General features: G+C 68.6%; 18 protein-coding genes and 1 pseudogene. 15 read left to right on the top strand and 4 right to left on the bottom strand.

What is annotated here, in order from left to right; genetic code table 11:
• The first annotated feature begins 55 nt into the window (after window positions 1–55).
• Together ASG92_RS09210 and ASG92_RS09205 are read left to right on the top strand one after the other, a co-directional pair.
• Entirely contained in the window at window positions 56–2,032 is a 1,977-nt protein-coding gene (locus ASG92_RS09210) for a hypothetical protein (protein ID WP_056626997.1), read from the top strand.
• A 35-nt stretch (window positions 2,033–2,067) separates the two neighbouring features.
• Entirely contained in the window at window positions 2,068–2,688 is a 621-nt protein-coding gene (locus tag ASG92_RS09205) for an L-threonylcarbamoyladenylate synthase (RefSeq protein WP_056626995.1), read from the top strand.
• Between the two features lie 12 nt (window positions 2,689–2,700).
• On the opposite strand, the gene ligD is transcribed toward ASG92_RS09205, so the two are convergent.
• Window positions 2,701–3,723, bottom strand: coding sequence for a non-homologous end-joining DNA ligase (ligD, locus tag ASG92_RS09200; RefSeq protein ID WP_056626994.1), 1,023 nt, complete (start codon window positions 3,721–3,723; stop codon window positions 2,701–2,703).
• A 155-nt stretch (window positions 3,724–3,878) separates the two neighbouring features.
• Between ligD and ASG92_RS09195 the strand changes: the two genes are divergently transcribed.
• Window positions 3,879–5,789 (top strand): amylosucrase, encoded by a 1,911-nt coding sequence (locus tag ASG92_RS09195; protein ID WP_056626993.1) that lies wholly within the window; start codon window positions 3,879–3,881, stop codon window positions 5,787–5,789.
• Window positions 5,790–5,862: 73 nt separating this feature from the next.
• Here the strand turns inward: ASG92_RS09195 and ASG92_RS09190 are convergent, their stop codons facing one another.
• Both ASG92_RS09190 and ASG92_RS28235 read right to left on the bottom strand, forming a co-directional pair.
• Complete coding sequence (locus ASG92_RS09190; RefSeq protein WP_346762987.1) at window positions 5,863–6,369, bottom strand: DedA family protein; 507 nt, start codon at window positions 6,367–6,369, stop codon at window positions 5,863–5,865.
• A 75-nt stretch (window positions 6,370–6,444) separates the two neighbouring features.
• Window positions 6,445–6,591, bottom strand: a complete 147-nt coding sequence (locus tag ASG92_RS28235; protein WP_157372160.1) for a hypothetical protein — start codon at window positions 6,589–6,591, stop codon at window positions 6,445–6,447.
• A 115-nt stretch (window positions 6,592–6,706) separates the two neighbouring features.
• Here ASG92_RS28235 and ASG92_RS09185 point away from each other — a divergent pair, with 115 nt between their 5' ends.
• On the top strand, window positions 6,707–7,384 hold the full coding sequence (locus ASG92_RS09185) for an alpha/beta family hydrolase (RefSeq protein WP_056626991.1): 678 nt from the start codon (window positions 6,707–6,709) through the stop codon (window positions 7,382–7,384).
• Window positions 7,385–7,392: 8 nt separating this feature from the next.
• Here ASG92_RS09185 and ASG92_RS09180 read toward each other — a convergent pair whose 3' ends face one another.
• Complete coding sequence (locus ASG92_RS09180) at window positions 7,393–9,573, bottom strand: elongation factor G-like protein EF-G2 (protein WP_056626989.1); 2,181 nt, start codon at window positions 9,571–9,573, stop codon at window positions 7,393–7,395.
• Between the two features lie 108 nt (window positions 9,574–9,681).
• On the opposite strand from ASG92_RS09180, the gene ASG92_RS09175 reads away from it, so the two are divergent.
• The 11 genes and pseudogenes from ASG92_RS09175 to ASG92_RS09125 all read left to right on the top strand — a co-directional run bounded on the left by ASG92_RS09175 (window position 9,682) and on the right by ASG92_RS09125 (window position 20,074).
• Window positions 9,682–10,260 (top strand): sugar O-acetyltransferase, encoded by a 579-nt coding sequence (locus ASG92_RS09175; protein ID WP_056626987.1) that lies wholly within the window; start codon window positions 9,682–9,684, stop codon window positions 10,258–10,260.
• Between the two features lie 5 nt (window positions 10,261–10,265).
• Window positions 10,266–10,847 carry a TetR family transcriptional regulator gene (locus ASG92_RS09170; protein WP_056626985.1) on the top strand — a complete coding sequence of 194 codons (582 nt, stop codon included), beginning with the start codon at window positions 10,266–10,268 and terminating at the stop codon, window positions 10,845–10,847.
• Between the two features lie 12 nt (window positions 10,848–10,859).
• Window positions 10,860–11,572, top strand: a pseudogene (locus tag ASG92_RS09165) (MFS transporter); the annotation flags it as partial.
• A 167-nt stretch (window positions 11,573–11,739) separates the two neighbouring features.
• Entirely contained in the window at window positions 11,740–12,618 is an 879-nt protein-coding gene (locus ASG92_RS09160; RefSeq protein ID WP_056626981.1) for a xanthine dehydrogenase family protein subunit M, read from the top strand.
• A gap of 5 nt (window positions 12,619–12,623) precedes the next feature.
• Complete coding sequence (locus ASG92_RS09155; RefSeq protein WP_056626979.1) at window positions 12,624–13,148, top strand: (2Fe-2S)-binding protein; 525 nt, start codon at window positions 12,624–12,626, stop codon at window positions 13,146–13,148.
• A complete protein-coding gene (locus tag ASG92_RS09150) occupies window positions 13,145–15,538 on the top strand; it encodes an aerobic carbon-monoxide dehydrogenase large subunit (protein ID WP_056626977.1) in 2,394 nt (797 codons plus the stop codon). The genes ASG92_RS09155 and ASG92_RS09150 overlap by 4 nt, the downstream gene beginning before the upstream one ends.
• Window position 15,539: 1 nt before the next feature.
• On the top strand, window positions 15,540–16,481 hold the full coding sequence (locus tag ASG92_RS09145) for an XdhC family protein (protein ID WP_056626975.1): 942 nt from the start codon (window positions 15,540–15,542) through the stop codon (window positions 16,479–16,481).
• A complete protein-coding gene (locus tag ASG92_RS09140; protein WP_056626972.1) occupies window positions 16,465–17,073 on the top strand; it encodes a nucleotidyltransferase family protein in 609 nt (202 codons plus the stop codon). The genes ASG92_RS09145 and ASG92_RS09140 overlap by 17 nt, the downstream gene beginning before the upstream one ends.
• Window positions 17,070–17,993 (top strand): MoxR family ATPase, encoded by a 924-nt coding sequence (locus ASG92_RS09135; protein WP_200951924.1) that lies wholly within the window; start codon window positions 17,070–17,072, stop codon window positions 17,991–17,993. The genes ASG92_RS09140 and ASG92_RS09135 overlap by 4 nt, the downstream gene beginning before the upstream one ends.
• A complete protein-coding gene (locus tag ASG92_RS09130) occupies window positions 17,986–19,275 on the top strand; it encodes a VWA domain-containing protein (RefSeq protein ID WP_056626971.1) in 1,290 nt (429 codons plus the stop codon). Before ASG92_RS09135 ends, ASG92_RS09130 begins: the two co-directional genes overlap by 8 nt.
• A complete protein-coding gene (locus ASG92_RS09125; RefSeq protein ID WP_056626969.1) occupies window positions 19,265–20,074 on the top strand; it encodes an SRPBCC family protein in 810 nt (269 codons plus the stop codon). The genes ASG92_RS09130 and ASG92_RS09125 overlap by 11 nt, the downstream gene beginning before the upstream one ends.
• Window positions 20,075–20,080 lie beyond the last annotated feature (6 nt).

Genomic DNA, 20,080 nt, shown 5'->3' with positions numbered 1-20,080 from the left:
TCCGGTGCTACGTTCGGCTGTGCCCGCGGCGCCGTGCTGCGCGCTGAAAGGCCCCATGACAACGATGACCCGTCCGCCCGCGGACCCCTCGGCGCTCCCGCCCAACGGGCAGGAGCGACTCAAAAGCTGGCTGCTCCTGGGCCTGCAAGACAGCAAGGGATCCCACCAGGGGCCCGGCGGACTGGCCGCGGCGCACGAGCGCAGGCACCCGTGGTGGCAGGTCATGTGCCTGACCGGGGTGGACTACTTTTCCACGCTCGGCTATCAGCCAGCCATCGCGGCGCTCGCGGCCGGGGTCATTTCTCCGCTCGCCACCCTCGTCCTGGTTGCCGTCACGCTCTGCGGGGCATTGCCCGTGTACCGGCGGGTCGCTGGCGAGAGCTCCCACGGCGAGGGTTCCATCGCCATGCTCGAGCGGCTGCTGCCCCGGTGGGGCGGCAAACTCTTCGTCCTGGTGCTGCTTGGCTTCGCGGCCACGGACTTCATGATCACCATGACCCTGTCCGCCGCGGATGCGACAGCGCACCTCGTCCAGAACCCGTACTCCCCCGGCTGGCTGCACGGGCAGGAAGTTCTGGTGACGCTCGTCCTGCTGGCTTTGCTCGCCGCAGTGTTCCTGCGCGGGTTCAAGGAGGCGATCGGCATCGCCGTCGTGCTCGTGGCGGTGTACCTGGGCCTGAACGTCATCGTGGTGGCGAGGGCCGCCGTCGAAACGCTGACCCATCCGGCCGCCGTCGGTGACTGGTGGCAGGCCCTGGCCACCTCCCACGGAAATCCGGTCCTTGCCGTGGGCATCGCCCTGCTGGTGTTCCCCAAGCTGGCACTCGGTCTGTCCGGCTTTGAAACCGGCGTCGCGGTCATGCCGCAGATCCGCGGCCACGTGACCGACACCCCGGAAAACCCTGCCGGCCGCATCCAGGGAACACGCCGCATGCTGACGACGGCGGCGCTGATCATGAGCGCCTTCCTGATTGCCAGCAGCTTCATCACCGTGACCCTCATTCCCGGCCCCGAATTCGAGCCCGGCGGCCAGGCGAACGGCCGTGCCCTGGCTTTCCTGGCCCACGAATACCTCGGGTCCGGCTTCGGCACCGTCTACGACATCAGCACCGTCGCCATCCTCTGGTTCGCCGGGGCGTCGGCGATGGCAGGCCTGCTCAACCTCGTTCCCAAGTACCTCCCCCGTTACGGGATGGCGCCCGAATGGGCCAAGGCCGTCCGACCCTTGGTGCTGGTGTTCGCCGTGATCGCGTTCCTGGTCACCATCCTTTTTGAGGCCGACGTCGACGCCCAGGGCGGTGCGTACGCCACCGGCGTCCTGGTGCTGATGACATCGGCGGCCGTTGCCGTAGCGCTCTCGGCCCGCCGCCGTCAGCAGCGAAAACGGACTTTCGGGTTCGGCCTGATCGCCCTCGTGTTCATCTACACCACCATCGTCAACATCGTGGAGCGGCCCGAAGGAATCCGGATCGCCGGGTTCTTCATCGTGGGCATCATCGTCATCTCGCTGCTGTCCAGGATCGGGCGGTCCTTCGAACTCCACGCCACCCATGTCCGCCTGGACAGGACGGCCCTGGAATTCGTGGCGGCAGACGAGAACGGCCCCATCGGCATCATCGCCCACGAGCCCCTGCGGCTGACCGCCGACGCCTACCGGCAGAAGCTGACGTCCGCAATAGAGGTCAGCCACCTGCCGGTCGACTATGAGGCGCTGTTCCTGGAAGTCATTGTGGACGATTCCTCCGACTTCGAGACCGATCTGCAGGTGCGCGGAGTGGTCCGGCACGGCTACCGGGTCCTGGAAGTCCACGGGCCGGTGGTGCCCAACACCATCGCCTCCGTGCTGCTGCACATCCGGGATGTCACGGGGCTGATGCCGCACATCTACTTCCGCTGGACCGAGGGAAACCCCGTGAAGAACCTGCTGCGCTTCCTGTTCCTGGGTGAGGGCGAGATCGCGCCGGTCACCCGCGAAGTGCTGCGGGAGGCCGAGCCCGACGTCACGAAGCGCCCCTGGGTGCATGTGGGATGAGTGCGGGAACAGCCGCCGGGCCGTAGGCTCTTGGCATGGCGAGATACTTTGATGTTCACCCCGAGGACCCACAGCCGCGCGCAATTTCCCAGATCGTGGACCTCCTCCATTCGGGCGGCCTGATCGCCTACCCCACGGACTCGTGCTACGCCCTCGGCGCGCAGCTGGGCAACAAGGAGGCGCTGGACAGGATCCGGACCATCCGCCAACTGGACAGCAAGCACCATTTCACGCTGGTGTGCCGCGACTTCGCCCAGCTGGGGCAGTTCGTGAACATCGGCAACGACGTGTTCCGCAGCATCAAATCCGTGACGCCGGGCAGCTACACGTTCATCCTGCCGGCCACCAAGGAGGTGCCGCGGCGGCTCCTGCACCCGAAGAAGAAAACCGTGGGCGTGCGCATCCCGGACCACAACTTCGTGCAGGCCCTCCTGGCCGAGCTGGGGGAACCGCTGCTCTCCAGCACGCTGCTGCTGCCGGACGAGGAGGACCCGCTCACGCAGGGCTGGGAAATCAAGGAGCGGCTTGACCATGTGGTGGACGCCGTCGTCGATTCAGGCGACTGCGGCGCGGAGCCGACTACCGTCGTCGACTTCTCGAGCGGCGTCGCCGAGGTGGTGCGCCGGGGAACCGGCGATCCGTCGCGGTTTGAATAGGAGCCGGCCGAACTACTCCGGCTTCTTTGCCCGGCTCGGCTGCACCCTGGGCGGCTCGCCCGGCATCTTCGGATAGTCCGGCGGGAAGGGCAGCTCACCCAGTCCGTCCTTGAGGTCGCGCTCCCACCACTCCAGCAGCTGGTCAACGGTGCCCGGATCCGCATTCATGCCGGCCCACGGATCCCCCACCGTTTTCAGCCGTTCCGGCACCGTGAGGATGGTGAAGTCCTTCGGATTGACGCTCTCGAGCTCGTCCCAGGTGATCGGACAGGAGACGGGGGCATGGGCGAGGGCGCGAGGGCTGTAGGCGCCGGCAATGGTGCGGTCGCGATTGGCCTGGTTGAAGTCCAGGAATACCCGCTCACCGCGCTCTTCCTTCCACCAGTTCGTGGTGACTTTCTCCGGCATCCGCCGTTCGAGCTCCCGGGCGGCGGCGATCACGGCGTGGCGCACGTCCAGGAACTCGCGCGTCGGTTCGATCGGGGCGTACACGTGGAGCCCGCGGTTCCCGGACGTCTTGATGAACGCGTTCAGCCCCGCCTCCGACAGCACTTTCCGCAGCTCCAGGGCCGCGGGGACGGCGTCGTCGAAGTCCGTGCCGGGCTGCGGGTCAAGGTCGATGCGCAGCTGGTCCGGGTTGTCGGAGTTTTCGGCACGCGAGGGCCACGGGTGGAAGACGACGGTGTTCATTTGCACCGCCCACACGGCGGCCGCAGGTTCGTCCAGGACAAGCTGGGGATGCGAACGCGCGCTCGGATAGATCACCTTGACGGACCGGATGAAGTCCGGCGTCCCCTTGGGCGGATTCTTGGAGAAGAACTGCTCGCCGTCGACGTTGTCCGAAAACCGCTGGAGCGATACCGGCCGGTCACCGTTAGCCGCGATGAAGGCATCCCCGACGTCAACGATGTAGCGGGCGAGATCCAGCTTTGTCAGGCCCAGTTCCGGCCAGAGGACGCGGCTGGGACTTGAGATCCGCATGTCCCGGGGGCCGTTGGGTCCGTCGACGGTGAGGATGGTCTGTTCGCTGGCCATGGGGACAACCTACCCTGCGCCCGCCCGCGGCGTCAGCACATTGGCACCGCGAGAAACATGGCGCCGCTCTATGGGCAGCCGTCAGTGCATCTGTAAGGATGTGAACTGACCGGGCGCCGCCGGCTGCCGAAAAATCGTCAAAGGGGACCCTCTTCATGGTTGAATCCGCGAGTCTGGACGAGGCATCCGTCCAATTGCTCAGCGTCGCTGCCGAGCGGGCAGGCATCCGGCAAGGGGACCCGGACTGGACAGACTTCGAGCGGCGCTTCGACCGTCACTTCCCTGATTTGTTCCGCCTCTTCCACTCGCTCTACGGCTCGCGGCCGGACTGGCAGGAACATCTGACGTCACTCCTGGTGGAGACGGCCCGCTCATGGAAGGACCGGCCCGGCGACCTGAAGGTCCTGGACGCAGAGCGGGACGGCAACAGCGACTGGTTCCAGTCCAACCGCATGCTCGGCGGCGTCTGCTACGTGGACCGGTACGCGGCCGACCTTGAGGGCGTCCGGGCACGGATTCCCTACTTCAAGGAACTCGGCCTCACGTACCTGCACCTTATGCCCCTGTTCCTGGCCCCCGAGCCGCTGTCCGACGGCGGCTACGCCGTCTCCAGCTACCGGGAGGTCAACCCCAAGCTCGGCACCATGGAACAGCTGCGTGAGCTGGCCGCCGAGCTGCGGGCCAACGGCATCAGCCTGGTGGTCGACTTCATCTTCAACCACACCTCCAATGAGCACGAGTGGGCACGGAAGGCGGCGGAGGGGGACCTGCGTTTCAGCGATTACTACTGGATGTTCCCCGACCGCGCCATGCCCGACGCCTTCGAGCAGAGCGTGCGCGAGATCTTCCCGGAGGACCACCCCGGTTCGTTTGTGCCGCTGCCCGGCGGGCGGTGGGTCTGGGCAACATTCCATACGTTCCAGTGGGACCTGAACTACTCCAACCCTGAAGTCTTCCGCGCCATGGCCGGAGAGATGCTCTTCCTCGCCAACCTGGGCGTGGACATCCTGCGGATGGACGCCGTGGCCTTCATCTGGAAGCAGCTGGGAACTTCCTGCGAGAACCTGCCGGAGGCCCACACCCTGCTGCAGGCGTTCAACGCCGTCTGCCGGCTGGCCGCGCCGTCCCTGCTCTTCAAGTCCGAGGCGATCGTGCACCCGGACGAAGTGGCGCTGTACATCGATCCGGCCGAGTGCCAGCTCTCGTACAACCCGCTGCAGATGGCGCTGATCTGGGAGGCCATGGCCACCCGGAACGTGGGCCTGCTCGCGCAGGCCCTGGAGCGGAGGCACAACATTCCGGACGGCACCTCCTGGGTGAACTACGTCCGCAGCCACGACGACATCGGGTGGACGTTCGCCGACGAAGACGCCGCCGAGCTGGGAATCAACGGCTACGACCACCGGCGGTTCCTGAATTCCTTCTACGTCAACCGGTTCCCTGGAAGCTTCGCCCAGGGTGTCCCGTTCCAGGACAACCCGCGCACGGGAGACTGCCGCATTTCAGGGACAACGGCCTCCCTCTGCGGCCTGGAGGACGGCTCGCCCGAGGCGATCGGCCGGATCCTGCTTGCCCACTCGGTCGCCTTCAGCTCCGGCGGCATCCCGCTGCTGTATCTGGGCGACGAAGTGGGGCAGCTCAATGACTACCAGTACGCTATGGAGGACGGCCACGAGGCCGACAGCCGCTGGGTGCACCGGCCGCAGTTCCCTGCCGAGCGATACTCGAAGCGGACTGACGCGACCACTCCGGAGGGGGCGGTCTTTGACGGGCTGCGGCGGATGACGGCGTTGCGCTCCGGCACTCCGGAATTTGCCGGGACGCGCCTCCTTCCGTTCGCCACGAACAACCGCAGCGTGCTGGGTTACCAGCGCCCCGGTGACGGTACCCGCATCCTTGCCCTGGCCAACTTCAGCGACGATCTGCAGGTGGTCACGGCGGAGACGCTGTCCGGATTCGCCGCCGAGGCGCTGGACCTCTTTTCCGGAGCCACGGTCCGGATCGACGAGGGGATCGTCCTGCGCCCGCAGGATTACGCCTGGCTCCGGGTTGTGCCCGCCGGCTAGGCGCCGGCCTTGCTGCGCGCCTTCCTCACCTTGCCGGCCGCAAACACGGCAACCAGTGCCGCCGTCGCGGCAATCACCACGCCCTGAAGCACACCGGCGTACTGCTCAACCAGCGGCCAGCTCTCGCCCGGAAGTATCCGGCCAGCACGAGCACCGAATTCCACACCAGGCTCCCGGCCAGGGTCAGCCCCAGGAAGGGCAGGAGCGGCATGCGGTCGATGCCGGCGGGAATGGAAACGAGGCTCCGGAAGAGCGGAACCATCCGGCCGAGGAAGACCGCCTTGTAGCCGTGGCGGGCAAACCACGCCTCCACCTTGTCGACGTCTTCGACGGCGACGAAGGGAATCCTGCCGATGAGCGCACGCGTCCGGTCCCGCCCGAGCCATCTGCCCAGGATGTAGAGCACGTACGCGCCCAGCAGCGATCCGGCAGTCGTCCAGAAGATCGCTTCCAGAAGGGTGAAGCCGCCGCGGCTGGCGGTGAGGCCGGTCAGCGGAAGGACAACCTCGCTCGGGATGGGCGGGAACAGGTTCTCCAGGGCGACGACGAATCCGACCCCCGGCGCGCCGACCGCCTCCATCACGTTCGACAACCCACCGGGAGATCCCGTCCAGGCCGGAGGCAGCGCCGGACGCCGCGGCCACGGCAACGGCCATCACGCCCGCACCTCCGTGCCTGCCTGCGTGGCTTCGGCGCCGAAGGCCGCGGTGCCCAGGAAGGCGGCAGCAGCCATGGCGGCAAGAATCGAGCGGAGCGTTCCGCTGCCAACAGTCAACGGCGCAATGGGACGGTACGTGATCATGGTGGTTTCCTCCAGGCGGATCGGGCTTATGCGTCCACTCTCCCGCCCGGAGCTAGCCGGAGACTTTCACTGGTCTGTGTGCAGGCTGTGCACGCCAATCCGGCATTATTGACTCATGCCCATCGCTGAATTCCCCGTCACCATCGCCGTCGGTGACGTCCAGGTTTCCGGAGCCTATGCCCGGCCGGACGCCCCCTTCGCCACCCTGGTTGTTGCCCACGGAGCGGGCGCCGGCATGGAGCATCCGTTCCTGCGCGGCTTCACCCGCGCGCTCAACGACGACGGCGTCGCCACCTTGCGCTTCAACTTTCCGTACCGCGAAGCGGGCAGGAAGTTCCCGGACCGGCCGCCGACGGCGATCGCCGCGTGGCGGGCGGCCATGGACGAGGCCGCGGCCCGTTCAGCCGCCTCTTCCGAAGCGGAGCCGCTCTGGGCCGCCGGCAAGTCGTTCGGCGGGCGCATGGCGTCGATGGCGGTAGCCGAGGGCATGCCCGCCGCCGGCCTCGTCTACCTCGGCTACCCGCTGCATCCGCCCGGCAAGCCGGAGAAGCTCCGCGACGAGCACCTGTACGGACTGACGCCGCCGATGCTGTTCCTGCAGGGGACGCGGGACACCTTTGCGACGCCGGCGTTGCTCGAGGACGTGGTCTCGCGTATCGGCCCGGCCGCGACGCTTCAGTGGTGCGACGGCGGCGACCACTCCTTCGCAGTCGCCGGCACCAAGCGCAGCGCCGAAGAGATCGGGGCCTCGCTGGCAGGTCCGGTGGCGGCGTTCATGCGCGCCAACAGCTGAGCGCGGAGTCACACATTCGCCGCCGCCGGCGCCACATTGCCCGGGACGGGTTCGTGCCGCAGGTACGTGCGGCGGAACCGGCCGGTACCTGACGTCAGCCCGCGCAGCTGGACGGCGTAGCGCAAGAGTTCCTCGTCCGGCACCTCGGCGGTGACTTCCGTGATTTCCCCGCCGGCCGACGTCGTTCCCGTCACCCGCCCCCGGCGGGAGGACAAATCACTCATCACGGAGCCGACGTACTCGTCCGGGGTGCTGATGGTCACCGCCGAAACGGGTTCCAGCAGCTGAATCCGGCCGGCGGCCGCGGCCTCCCGCAATGCGAGCGCACCCGCCGCCTGGAACGCGGCATCCGATGAGTCAACGCTGTGGGCCTTGCCGCCGACGAGCGTCACGCGGATGTCCACCACCGGGAATCCCGCCGAGACGCCTTTCTGCATCTGGGCACGGACGCCCTTCTCGACCGACCCGATAAACGTCCCCGGTATGACTCCGCCCACGGTCTTGTCAATGAACTCGAAGCCGGCGCCGCGTTCGAGCGCCTCGACTTCGATGTCACAGATCGCATACTGGCCGTGGCCTCCGGACTGTTTGACGTAGCGCCCATGCCCGGCGGCCGGCTCCGCAAACGTCTCCCGCAACGGCGTCACCACCTGGACAGTCTGGAGCTTCACGCCCTGATCGCGCAGCCGGTCCAGCACCACCTCGCCATGGGCCTCGCCCATGCACCACAGGATGAGCTGGTGGGTTTCCGAGTTGCGTTCCACGCGGAGGGTCGGATCGCCGGCGGCAACCTTGCCCAGGCTCTTGGCGAGGGCGTCCTCGTCGCTGCGGGTGGCGGCTTCGACGGCAACAGGCATCAGCGGCTCGGGCATTTCCCAGGCCGCCACCAGCAGCGGTGTTTCCTTGGCGGAGACAGTGTCGCCCGTCTCGGCGTTGCCCAGTTTGGCGATCGCGCAGATGTCGCCGGCCACGCAGTACGGCACCGGCCGCAGGCTCGCCCCCAGCGGAGAGTACAGGTGTGCCAGCCGCTCGTCGCTGTCGTGGTCCTCATGGCCCCGCTCCGCCAGTCCGCGGCCCCCCACGTGCACGGCCGAGTCCTCCCGCAGGGTGCCCGAGAAGATGCGCACCAGGCAGACCCTTCCCAGGAACGGGTCGATGGTGGTGCGCACCACCTCCCCCACGAGGGGCCCGCCGGGGTCGCAGCTCAGCGGGCCGGCCGCAGAGCCGGCAAGATCCGTCACGGCCGGCAGGTCACGCTCAAGCGGCGGCGGGAACGCCCGGATGAGCATGTCGAGGAGCTCCGTCATGCCCAGGCCGGTCTCTGCAGAGGCGGCCAGCACGGGAAAGAACGATCCGCGGGTAACGGCCGTTTCCAGGTCGCCCACCAGCACGTCGACGTCGATCTGCTCGCCGCCGAGGTAGCGGTCCATCAGCGACTCGTCCTCGCTCTCGGAGATGATCCCTTCGATCAGCGTTCCGCGCGCTTCCTCCGAGGCGGCCAGTTCCTCCGGGGTGGCGTCGCGCACGGCCGGCTCCGCACCGTTCTGGGCATAGTCCGACACAGTCCCGGAGAGAAGCCCGAGCAGGCCGGTCATCGTGCCGTCCGTGCGGACGGGCAGGTAGGCAGGCACCACCGAGTCGCCGAAGGCACGCTGGCACGCGGCGACGGCGGCTTCGTAGTTTGCCCGCGGATGATCCAGCCGGCTGACCACCACCGCCCGGGGCGTCCCGAGCTGATCGCACTCCGCCCAGAGGGCAGTGGTGGCCGCGTCGATGTCATCAAGGGCCGACACCACGAACAGGGCGGCGTCAGCGGCCCGCAGCCCGGCGCGCAGTTCGCCGGTGAAGTCCCCGTAGCCCGGGGTGTCGAGCAGGTTCACTTTGATGCCGTCGAAAACGAGGGGCGCCACGGAGAGGACCACGGAGCGCTGCTGGTGAACCTCGGACGGTTCGGAGTCGCTGACGGTGGTGCCGTCAACGATCGAGCCCATCCGCGTTATGGTTCCGGCGGCAGCGAGCAGGGCCTCGAGCAGCATCGTCTTGCCGGCACCCGAGTGCCCCACGAGCGCCACGTTGCGGATCTTCTCAGGTCTGTCTGCCGGTGCACCCGCGGACGCATCGGGCCGCCGGAGATCGGAACTGCCGCGGCCGGGGCCCTTGCCCCGGCCATTTGCGCCTTTCACAGACATCGTCGTCTCCTGGCATCTTGGTCGTCAGCCGCCGTGCGGCCTTTGTAAAAGATTCGACACCCTCGGACGGCGTTGAGCAAGAGGGGAACGTTGTGTACGCTCGTACACATGGCTGATTACTTCGCGGATGATCCGCGCACAAACCGGGAGCGCATGCTCGCAGGGGACCTTTACATTTCCGATGACCCGGACAACGAGCGCGAATCCAAACGGGCCGTGAAGCTGCAGTCGCAGTACACGGCTGCCTATGCGGAGGACCCGGACGGGGCGCGGCCCATCCTGGCGGACCTGCTGGGTTCCCTGGGCGAAGACGCCCATATCAAGCCGCCGCTGTACGTCGACTACGGCACGTTCGTCACGGTCGGGGCCCGCACTTTCATCAATTACAACCTCACGGCCCTGGACGTGGCCCCGATCATCATCGGGGAGGACTGCCAGATCGGTCCGAACGTGCAACTCCTGACCCCGACGCACCCTGTCGAACCCCGGCCGCGGCGGGACCGGCTGGAGGCCGCAAAGCCGATCACCATCGGCGACAACGTGTGGCTCGGCGGCGGCGCGATCGTCCTTCCCGGCGTCACCATCGGCGACAACTCGGTGATCGGTGCGGGAGCCGTTGTCACCAGGGACGTCCCGGCGAACTCGATTGCGGTAGGCAACCCCGCCCGCGTAGTCCGCGAAATCTGACCGCGGTGCCAACGCGCCGGTTTGATCCGGACAGGCGGGACCGGATCATTGATGCAACCCTCGAGGTGATCGCTGCCCGCGGAGTGGCGGGCACGTCGCACCGCAAGATCGCGGACCACGCCGGCGTGCCCCTCGGCTCCATGACCTATCACTTCACGAACATGGACCACCTTCTGGGAGAAGCATTCAGGCGCTTCGCGGATGCGATCGCCGACAGTTTCGAGGTCCGGCTAAGCAGCGCCGCCAGCGCCGATGCGGCACGGCAGGCGGTGGTGGACCTGATTCACGTTGACCTGCTGGATAGCCAGCGGGACCTGGTCCTCACCCTCGAGCTCTACACCCTCGCCGCCCGCGAACTGGTCTTCCGCCAGATCACGCGGGACTGGATGAGCCGGAGCCGGCACGCCCTTGAACGCCACTTTGACCCTGCCACCAGCCGGATGCTCGACGCGCTGATCGAAGGCCACTTCATCCACGCCGCGCTCGATACCGAACCCCATGACCGCTCGATCACGGTGGACGCCGTCAACCGCATAACCGCCGTACCGCCAGGCCCACACGTCTCCGCGAAAGTTCTGACCGAATGACCCTCACCTTGAACACCAAACACCATCCGTGGCGCCGGACTGCTCGCGGCCGCCGCTGGGCGGGCATCGCGTTCGCCCTCATGGCCGGTTCCGTGGCCGCCACTGCCGTGGCCCTTTTCTTCTACGGGGTGGGGATCGGGCTGTGGGACGTGACCCAGAACATCGAAGGTGCCGACGTTGAGCGCCCACTGGGCCGCACCGTCATGCCCCAGTTCCATGCCGCCTTCAGCGGCGGAGCCTTCCTCGGCGCCGTGATCGGGGCGGGCCTGTCCACCCTTGGCGTCGGGCTTCCGGAGCACCTGCTGGTCATCGCAGTCATCGTGGTTGTCCTGACCCTGACCGCGCCGCACTACTTCCTGCCCGCTCAACCGGCCAGCGTTCCCGACCCTGCCGCGGCGGACACCGTAACGCGGCCCGGCAAGGCCCCCACCGCCTGGAAGGACGGCCGCACCCTGCTCATCGGCATCGTGGTGCTCGGCGCCACGCTCACCGAGGGCGCCGGGAACGACTGGATCGCCAAGGCCGCCGTGGACGGCCTGGGCGCCATGGAGTCCACCGGCGCGCTGCTGTTCGCCCTGTTCGTTGCGGCAATGACGCTCATGCGCTTCCTCGGCGACCTCACCGGCATCCACCTGGCCCTGCTGGCCATCGGTGCGCCGATCCTCCTCGCCCTGTGGCTGGCCCGCGCGGCGGAGCCGCTGGCCTCCGAGGCAGCCGTACGTTGACGCCGGCCTGACCGATATCCCGGCCTGACGCAAACGGCTCAATGCGCCCGCCAGGACGCTGAAATCCCGCGCTGAATACCGTGTTGACACCCCGTGTGCACGGGTCAAGACTGATCTTAGATCGGCGTCCTGCGGCGTGCCGGACGTCCGGCCCTAAGGGGTGCATTGTGCAGATTCCGGCTGCATTTGACTATGAGCGCGCGAGCGATGTGGCGAACGCGCTGGCACTGCTAGAACGCCACGGTCCCGAGTCCAGAGTCATTGCCGGCGGACACAGCCTGCTGCCGATGATGAAGCTGCGGCTGGCCCGGCCAGACTGGCTGATCGACATCAACGACCTCACAGAACTGGACTTCATTCTCCGTGAAGGGGACCAGTTGCGGGTGGGCGCCCTGACCCGGCACACGGCGCTGCTGGAGTCCACCGACGTCGCCGGTCTCTTTCCGATAATTAGCGACGCCGAGCGGGTGATCGCGGACCCTGTGGTCCGCAACCGTGGCACTATCGGCGGGTCGCTCTGCCAAGCGGATCCGGCCGAAGACCTGTCTACTGTCTGCGATGTTCTGCGCGCCCACGCCGTGATCCGCGGGCCTAGCGGCGAACGGATCGTCTCCATGTCGGATTTCCACCGCGGCCCCTACGAAACCGCCGTGGCGCAGAACGAGCTGTTGTACGAGATCCGCTTTACGATCCGCCCGCGCTCGGGCAGCGCCTATGAGAAGGTGGAACGCCGGGTCGGCGACTGGGCAGTCGTCGCGGCCGGGGCCGCCGTCACGCTTTCCGCAGACGGCACAGTCGAAGAGGCCGCGATCGGGCTGACGGCGGCTGGGCTGGACGGCACCGTCCCTGAGGCCGAAGCCGTGCTCCGCGGACGGCAGCCGCATGAAGACCTGTTCGTCGAGGCCGCCCGCATTGCAGCCGCCGCCTGCGACCCTGTGGCCGACCAGCGCGGACCGGTCGACTACAAACGGCATCTGGCCGACGAACTCACACGCAGGGTCCTGCGGCGTGCGTGTGCGCGCGCTGCCGGTGCACAGGAAGGCTGAAAGCGATGCAGATCAGCATGACGGTCAACGGGGACAAGGTGACCCGGGACATCGAACCCCGCGTGTTGCTCGTCCACTTCATCCGCGAGAACCTTGGACTGACCGGCACGCATTGGGGATGCGACACCAGCAACTGCGGAACTTGCGTCGTCCTCATGGACGGACAGCCGGTGAAATCGTGCACCGTGCTGGCAGCCATGGCCGACGGACACGACATCCGGACCGTCGAGGGTCTGGCCGTCGGCGGCACGCTCGATCCGGTGCAGCAGGGGTTCATGGAAGAACACGGCCTGCAATGCGGATTCTGCACGCCGGGCATGATGCTCACCGCCAGGGCTCTGCTGGACCGCAACCCCCATCCCGACGACGCCGAGATCCGCCAAGCCATTTCCGGCCAGATTTGCCGGTGCACCGGGTATGCGACCATTGTCCGTTCGGTGCAATGGGCCGCCGCCCACCCGCTCGGTACAGACACTGAAGCGGATGGCGCCGGCGCCGAGGCGACCACTTCTGAAGAGGTGACGGCATGACCACCACGCAGGAGCATGCACCCAACCCGGCGGCCGGAGACCCAAGCCGCCCGATCGGGTACGGCCGCATCCAGCGCAAGGAAGACCCGCGGTTCGTCCGCGGCAAGGGCAACTACCTCGACGACATCGTGCTGCCCGGCATGCTGCACGGCGCCGTCCTGCGCGCCCCGGTTGCCCATGCCCGGCTGGTTTCAATCGACACCACCGAGGCGCTGGCCCACCCCAAGGTGCTGGCCGTCATCACGGGCAAGGACCTGCAGGCCCTCAACCTCGCCTGGGCACCCACCCTGTCCGCCGACGTCCAGGCAGTCCTCGTCACCGACAAGGTGCGCTTCCAGGGGCAGGAAGTGGCGTTCGTGGTCGCCGAAGACCGCTACGCCGCGCGCGACGCCCTGGAGCTGATCGACGTCGAATACGACGTGCTGCCGCCGGTGATCGATGCCCGCCGCGCCCTGGACCCCGACGCCCCCGTCATCCGTGACGACATCGAGGGACGGACGGACAACCGGATCTTTGACTGGGAGATAGGCGACGCCGCCGAAACGGAGGCGGTGTTCGCCGCCGCCGACGTCGTGGTGTCCCAGGAGGTGGTGTATCCGCGGGTGCACCCCGCGCCCATGGAGACCTGCGGTGCCGTGGCGGACTTCGACCCGGTCGACGGCAGGCTGACGCTGTACGAAACAACACAGGCCCCGCACGCGCACCGGACGCTGTACGCGATGGTGGCCGGCATCCCGGAACACAAGATCCGCGTCGTCTCCCCCGATATCGGCGGGGGCTTCGGCAACAAGGTGGGCATCTATCCCGGCTACGTCCTCGCCGTGGTCGGTTCGATCGTCACGGGCAGGCCGGTGAAGTGGGTAGAGGACCGCTCCGAAAACCTGATGTCGACGTCGTTCGCCCGTGACTACATCATGCAGGGCGAGATCGCGGCCACCAAAGAGGGCAGGATCCTTGCCGTCCGGACCAGCGTGCTGGCCGACCACGGCGCGTTCAACGCCACGGCGCAGCCCTCGAAGAACCCGGCAGGATTCTTCTCCATCTTCACCGGCAGCTATGACCTGAAAGCGGCCTACTGCAAGGTTACGGGCGTCTACACCAACAAGGCGCCTGGCGGTGTGGCATATGCCTGCTCCTTCCGCGTGACGGAAGCGGTCTACCTGGTCGAGCGCATGGTGGACATCCTGGCCAGGAAACTGGAGATGGACCCCGCGGAACTTCGGCTGAAGAACTTCATCAAGCCGGAGCAGTTCCCGTATGCCAACAAGACGGGCTGGATCTACGACTCCGGCAATTACGAGCCGGCCATGCGGCTGTCCATGCAGATGGCCGGGTACGACGAGCTCCGGCGCGAGCAGCTCGAAAAACGCGAGCGCGGCGAGCTGATGGGCATCGGCGTGTCTTTCTTCACGGAAACCGTCGGCGCCGGCCCGCGCAAGCACTTTGACATCGTCGGACTCGGGATGGCCGACGGCGCCGAACTCCGCGTCCACCCGACCGGCAAGGCCGTGGTCCGGATCTCCGTGCAGACCCAGGGACAGGGGCACGAAACCACGTTCGCCCAGATCGTGGCCGAGGAACTCGGCATCCCGCCGGAGAGCATCGACGTCGTCCACGGCGACACCGACCAGACACCGTTCGGCCTGGGTACCTACGGCAGCCGCTCGACGCCGGTCAGCGGCGGGGCGGTGGCGCTGGTGGCGCGCAAGGTCCGCGAAAAGGCGAAGTTCATTGCCGCCGCCATGCTTGAGGCGCGGCCCGAGGACCTCGAATGGGAAAAGGGCCGGTGGTTCGTCAAGGGCGATCCGGGCGTTGGCAAGACCATCGCCGAGATCGCCTTGGGCGCCCACGGCACCGTGGCGCTGCCCGAGGGCATCGACGGCAACCTGGACGCCGAGGTGACCTATGACCCGCCCAACCTGACGTTCCCGTTCGGTGCCTACATCTGCGTGGTGGACGTCGACGCCGGGACCGGCGCCGTCAAGGTCCGGCGTTTCATTGCGGTCGACGACTGCGGGACGCGGATCAACCCGATGATCATCGAGGGCCAGGTGCACGGCGGGCTGACCGACGGCGTCGGCATGGCGCTGATGGAGATCATCGCCTTCGATGAGGACGGCAACTGCCTCAGCGGCTCCTTCATGGACTACCTCATCCCGACGGCGATGGAAGTCCCCGACTGGGAGACCGGCTACACCGTCACGCCGTCGCCGCACCACCCCATCGGCGCGAAGGGCATCGGAGAGTCAGCCACGGTCGGGTCGCCGCCGGCCATCGTCAACGCCATCGTCGATGCCCTGGCCCCGTACGGCGTCACCCACATGGACATGCCCTGCACGCCCGCCCGGGTCTGGGAGGCCATGCAGGGGCGGCCGAGGCCACCGGTCTGACATGCCGGCGCGCGGAGAAGCCCTGGCGGCGAGGGCCCGGGAACTCACGGAACGCCGGGAGCCGTTTGTGCGCGCCACGGTGGTGCGCGCCCAGCATCCCACCAGCGCGCACGCCGGAGACACGGCCCTGGTACTGGCCGACGGGGAAATCGACGGGTTCCTCGGCGGAACCTGCGTCGAGGCCTCGGTCCGCGAGTACGGCCTGCAGACGCTGTCCAGCCAGGAGCCCCTGCTGCTGCGCGTCGTACCCGGCGAGCCCTCCCGCATCCGGGAAGATGGCGCCGTGTCGGTCGCAAACCCGTGCCTCAGCGGCGGCGCGGTGGAGATTTTCCTTGAGCCGCAGGTGCCTGCGCCGCGGATCCTGGTGGTCGGGACCACCCCCGTGGCACAGGCCCTGGCCGCGCTGGGCGCCGTCCTGGACGTCGACATGGTGCTCACGAACGGGACTGCCGCGGAACCGCGGCCCGGCGACGCCGCCCTCATCGTCGCCTCGCAGGGCCGGGACGAGGAGCCCGCGCTGGAGGCCGCCCTGCGCGCCGGCGTGCCGTACGTCGCCCTCGTCGCCAGCCGCACGCGCGGCACCGCCGTGCTGGCCTCCCTCGACGTCGACGACGAACAGCGCTCGCGGGTGCACAGCCCCGCGGGCCTGCCGCTGGGAGGACAGACAGCCGGCGAGATCGCCTTGTCGATCCTGGCTGAACTGGTGTCGCTGCGCTCCGCCCGCCGGGTAGCCGCGGCATCGGCCGCGGACACGGCGGCTTTGGCTGCATCTGCGGCAAATGCGTCGGCGGCGAGCGCCGTGGATCCGGTCTGCGGAATGACTGTTGCCGCCGTGGACGCCACGCCCCATGCCGACTACGCCGGGGCGACCTTCTACTTCTGTTCTGCCGCGTGCAGGACTGCCTTCCTCGCTGATCCGTCTCGCTATGCCACTGCCTCCTGAGCCGCGGATCGCCGGAGTTATCCTGGCCGCCGGAGCGTCGCGGCGCCTGGGCCGGCCCAAACAGCTCCTCCCCTACGGTGACGGGGTGCTGCTGGACGCCGTGCTGACTACCGCCCGCGGATGCGGCTTTTCGCAGATTGTCCTGGCGCTGGGAGGCTCCGGAGACGACGTGCGCCGGACTGTCGACACCGGCGGCTGCGACGTGGTGGACAACCCCCGCTACGAGGACGGATGCTCGTCGTCGATCGCTGCCGCGATTCCGGCACTTCACCCGGGGACCGACGTCGTGGTCCTGCTCCTGGGCGACCAGCCGGGCGTCCGGCCGGAGACCGTTCGCCGGCTGCTCAGCGGCCGGAACGGTGCTGCCCTGGCGGTATGCCGCTATGAGGACGGCATCGGCCATCCCTTCGCTTTCGCCCGCGCGCTGCTGCCCGCACTGTCCCGGTTACACGGTGACAAAGCCGTGTGGAAGCTCCTGGAACAGCGGGCGGGAGAGGTTGCCGAAGTCGCGGTGGCGGGCCGGATCCCTCCCGACGTCGACACCGAGGCTGATTACGCGCAGATCCTCGCCCGGCTGGAGGGCGTCCCGTGAGCACTGCGGCCCGGGCGGGCGCGGAGGACGATGTGCGGCGGCTGGTCCCGGACGTTGCCGCACTCATGACAGCACTGGACGACGCCGACTACCTGGCCGACGCCGGGCTGGCCACCGCCCTGTTTCTGTCCGTCCGGCTGCCGCAGCCCATCCTGCTGGAGGGCGAGGCCGGCGTCGGGAAGACCGAGGCGGCCAAGGCCCTGGCCCGTGTGCTCGACACGCCCCTGTACCGGCTGCAGTGCTACGAGGGCATCGATGCGGGCGAGGCGCTCTACGAATGGAACCACCAGCGCCAGCTGCTGGGGATCCGGCTGGCGGAGGCGCGAAACGTGAACGTGGACGAGGCCGATCTCTTCGCGGAGCAGTACCTGCTGCGCCGGCCGCTGCTGAAGGCGATCGAGCATCCCGGCCCGCGCCCGGCCGTCCTGCTGCTCGACGAGATCGACCGGGCCGACGCCGAGTTCGAGGCGTTCACCTTCGAGCTGCTGGCCGAGGCCGCCGTGACCATCCCCGAACTGGGCACCATCCGCGCCACGCACCCGCCCGTCGTCGTCCTGACATCCAACCGGACCAGGGACCTGCACGACGCACTGACCCGCCGCTGCCTCTACCACTGGATTGACTACCCCCGGCCCGAACGCATCGCAGCGATCGTGCGCCGCAAGGTGCCCGGCAGCGCCGAACCGCTGGCCCTGGACGCGGCCTCCGCCATCACCCGGCTGCGGTCCCTGGACATGGCCAAACCGCCCGGCATCGCGGAAGCCATCGACTGGGTGTCGGCACTGACGGTGCTCGGCGTCGAGCGCCTCCACCCCGCCGCGGTAAAGCAGACCTGGGGAACGGTCCTGAAGAACCGCGACGATCTGGAGCTTGCCTGGGCCCGCGGGCCCGCCTGGGTGGCCGGCGGCGGCCATGACTGAGGGCGCGCCCAGGAACGGCCGGACCGGCATCGACGCCGCTTCGCTGGCGGTCGGATTCAGCACGGCCCTGCGCCGGGCGGGGCTGCCGGGCTCGCCTGACCGGGCAGCATGGCTGGCCCGGGCACTCAGGATCGTCCCGCCAACCGCCCGCGACGCCCTGTACTGGACCAGCCGCGTGGTGCTGGTCTCGTCGCGGGACCAGCTGCCCGTGTTCGACGCCGTCTTCTCGGCCGCGTTCGACGGGACTTCCGATCCCGCTGACAGCCGCGGCGATGCCAACAGTCCGCCGGCAATCGGCGCCGAGGAGCGGATACGGGCGGCGCCGGCCGACCAACGCCCCGCCACCACGGCCGGAGAGGACGGCGAGCTGCGGGCTCCCGCCACGTCCGCCGCCCGCGGGAGTTCCGACCTGCCCCCGGAACCCGGGCGGGACGCCATATTGGCCATGGCCTCGGCCGAGGAGCACCTGCATGGGAAGTCCTTCGCCGAGCTGACCCCCGACGAAGCCGCCCACATACGGCGGCTCGTGCGGCGCATCGTGCTGTCCACGCCGGAACGCCGAAGCCGCCGCACACGCCAGTGGGCGCACGGCGGCGCCACGCTGGACATACGCCGCACCATCCGTGCGGCACGGCGCACCGGCGCCGATGCCGCCTGCCTGGTCTACGCCCGCCGTCGTCCGCGTCCGCGCCGGCTGGTGTTCCTGTGCGACGTGTCCGGCTCCATGGAACCGTACACGCAGGTTTTCCTGTCACTGCTGCAGGGCGCTGTGGCCGGAGCGCGGGCCGAGGCATTCGTGTTCTCCACCCGGCTCACCAGGCTGACCCGGCAGCTCTCGAACCGGAATCCCGACCACGCCCTGGCGCTCGGGGCTGCCGCCGCCCCGGACTGGGCCGGCGGAACGCGGCTGGCGGAGAGCCTCCGCCACTTCATTGATGGGCACGGCCGCCGCGGGCTCGCCAGGGGCGCTGTCATCGTGGTGCTCTCCGACGGCTGGGCTACGGACGAGCCGGACCAGGTGGATGCCCAGATGGCACGGCTGCGGCGCCTGGCCTACCGGATCGTCTGGGTCAATCCGAGAAAAGCCGGCACGGACTTCCAGCCGCTGGCGGGAGGCATGGCCGCGGCGCTGCCGTACTGCGACGCCTTCATCAGCGGCCACAGCTACGCCGCACTGGCCGAAGCAGCCGCCGCCATTCGCGCCGACCGGACAGAATCAGACCGGGCAGACACCGCCCGGACACATTCAGCAGGGAAGCAGGGGAAAAGAAATGCAGCTTGAAAGCACCTTCTCCGTCGTCGCACCGATCGGCAAGGCCTGGGACACCCTGATGGACTTCGAGCGCGTGGCCGGCTGCCTCCCGGGCGCGGAGGTGCTCGCCAAGCTGTCCGACGACGCCTACAAGGTGGGCATGAAAGTGAAGCTGGGGCCGGTGACGCTTCAATACAAAGGGCAGCTGAACGTGATCGAGCGGGATGCCGCCGAGCACCGGGCCGTCCTGCAGGGCCGGGCACAGGAAACCCGTGGCCAAGGGACAGCGCAGGCCACCGTTACCCTCCGCCTGTCCGAAACCGGCGGCAGCACGACAGGCGCGGTCAGCGCGGACCTGGCCCTCTCGGGGAAGGCAGCGGCCATGGGCAAGGGCATTATCGGCAGTGTCACCGACCAAATGATGGCCCTGTTCGCCGCGAACCTGCAGGCCATGGTGGCGGAGCCTGCGTCGGCACCTGCCCAACCCGGCGGGGAAGCGGCGGCTGCGCAACCCCACGATCGAGCGAACGCAGAGCCGCCGGTAGCGGCCGCGGAACCGCCGGGCGCGGCACCGGCTCCCCCTCCGGCACCGGAGCAGTCCCGGGAGGCCCCGCCGGACACAGCGGCTCCCGGGCCGCTGGCCCCGCCGGCGCCGCCTGCCGGCAGCAGCCTCAACGGGCTGGCGTTGGCCAAGGACGTGATCGGGCAGCGCCTTCGCAGCCCCGCCGTGTATCTCGGGCTGCTCGTCGCCGTCGCGTTCATCGCCTTTCAGCTCGGGCGCAACGCGGCCCGGTCCCGCCGGCGCCGCCCGGCGGGCAAAAGAGGCTGACACGGC

This window comes from Arthrobacter sp. Soil736, from assembly GCF_001428005.1.
Classification (GTDB): Bacteria; Actinomycetota; Actinomycetes; order Actinomycetales; family Micrococcaceae; genus Arthrobacter.
Note: the sequence above shows the minus strand (reverse complement) of the source record. Positions and strands in the feature narration are given on the sequence as shown.

What these genes read in the sequence shown, in the direction of transcription:
- ASG92_RS28235 (WP_157372160.1), bottom strand. Translation starts at nt 6,591, where the DNA reads ATGATCACGTACCGTCCCATTGCGCCGTTGACTGTTGGCAGCGGAACG.
- ASG92_RS09130 (WP_056626971.1), top strand. Translation starts at nt 17,986, where the DNA reads ATGACTGAGGGCGCGCCCAGGAACGGCCGGACCGGCATCGACGCCGCT.
- ASG92_RS09125 (WP_056626969.1), top strand. Translation starts at nt 19,265, where the DNA reads ATGCAGCTTGAAAGCACCTTCTCCGTCGTCGCACCGATCGGCAAGGCC.
- ASG92_RS09205 (WP_056626995.1), top strand. Translation starts at nt 2,068, where the DNA reads ATGGCGAGATACTTTGATGTTCACCCCGAGGACCCACAGCCGCGCGCA.
- ASG92_RS09195 (WP_056626993.1), top strand. Translation starts at nt 3,879, where the DNA reads ATGGTTGAATCCGCGAGTCTGGACGAGGCATCCGTCCAATTGCTCAGC.
- ASG92_RS09145 (WP_056626975.1), top strand. Translation starts at nt 15,540, where the DNA reads ATGCCGGCGCGCGGAGAAGCCCTGGCGGCGAGGGCCCGGGAACTCACG.
- ASG92_RS09155 (WP_056626979.1), top strand. Translation starts at nt 12,624, where the DNA reads ATGCAGATCAGCATGACGGTCAACGGGGACAAGGTGACCCGGGACATC.
- ASG92_RS09150 (WP_056626977.1), top strand. Translation starts at nt 13,145, where the DNA reads ATGACCACCACGCAGGAGCATGCACCCAACCCGGCGGCCGGAGACCCA.
- ASG92_RS09185 (WP_056626991.1), top strand. Translation starts at nt 6,707, where the DNA reads ATGCCCATCGCTGAATTCCCCGTCACCATCGCCGTCGGTGACGTCCAG.
- ASG92_RS09190 (WP_346762987.1), bottom strand. Translation starts at nt 6,369, where the DNA reads ATGGAGGCGGTCGGCGCGCCGGGGGTCGGATTCGTCGTCGCCCTGGAG.
- ligD (WP_056626994.1), bottom strand. Translation starts at nt 3,723, where the DNA reads ATGGCCAGCGAACAGACCATCCTCACCGTCGACGGACCCAACGGCCCC.
- ASG92_RS09140 (WP_056626972.1), top strand. Translation starts at nt 16,465, where the DNA reads ATGCCACTGCCTCCTGAGCCGCGGATCGCCGGAGTTATCCTGGCCGCC.
- ASG92_RS09175 (WP_056626987.1), top strand. Translation starts at nt 9,682, where the DNA reads ATGGCTGATTACTTCGCGGATGATCCGCGCACAAACCGGGAGCGCATG.
- ASG92_RS09180 (WP_056626989.1), bottom strand. Translation starts at nt 9,573, where the DNA reads ATGTCTGTGAAAGGCGCAAATGGCCGGGGCAAGGGCCCCGGCCGCGGC.
- ASG92_RS09210 (WP_056626997.1), top strand. Translation starts at nt 56, where the DNA reads ATGACAACGATGACCCGTCCGCCCGCGGACCCCTCGGCGCTCCCGCCC.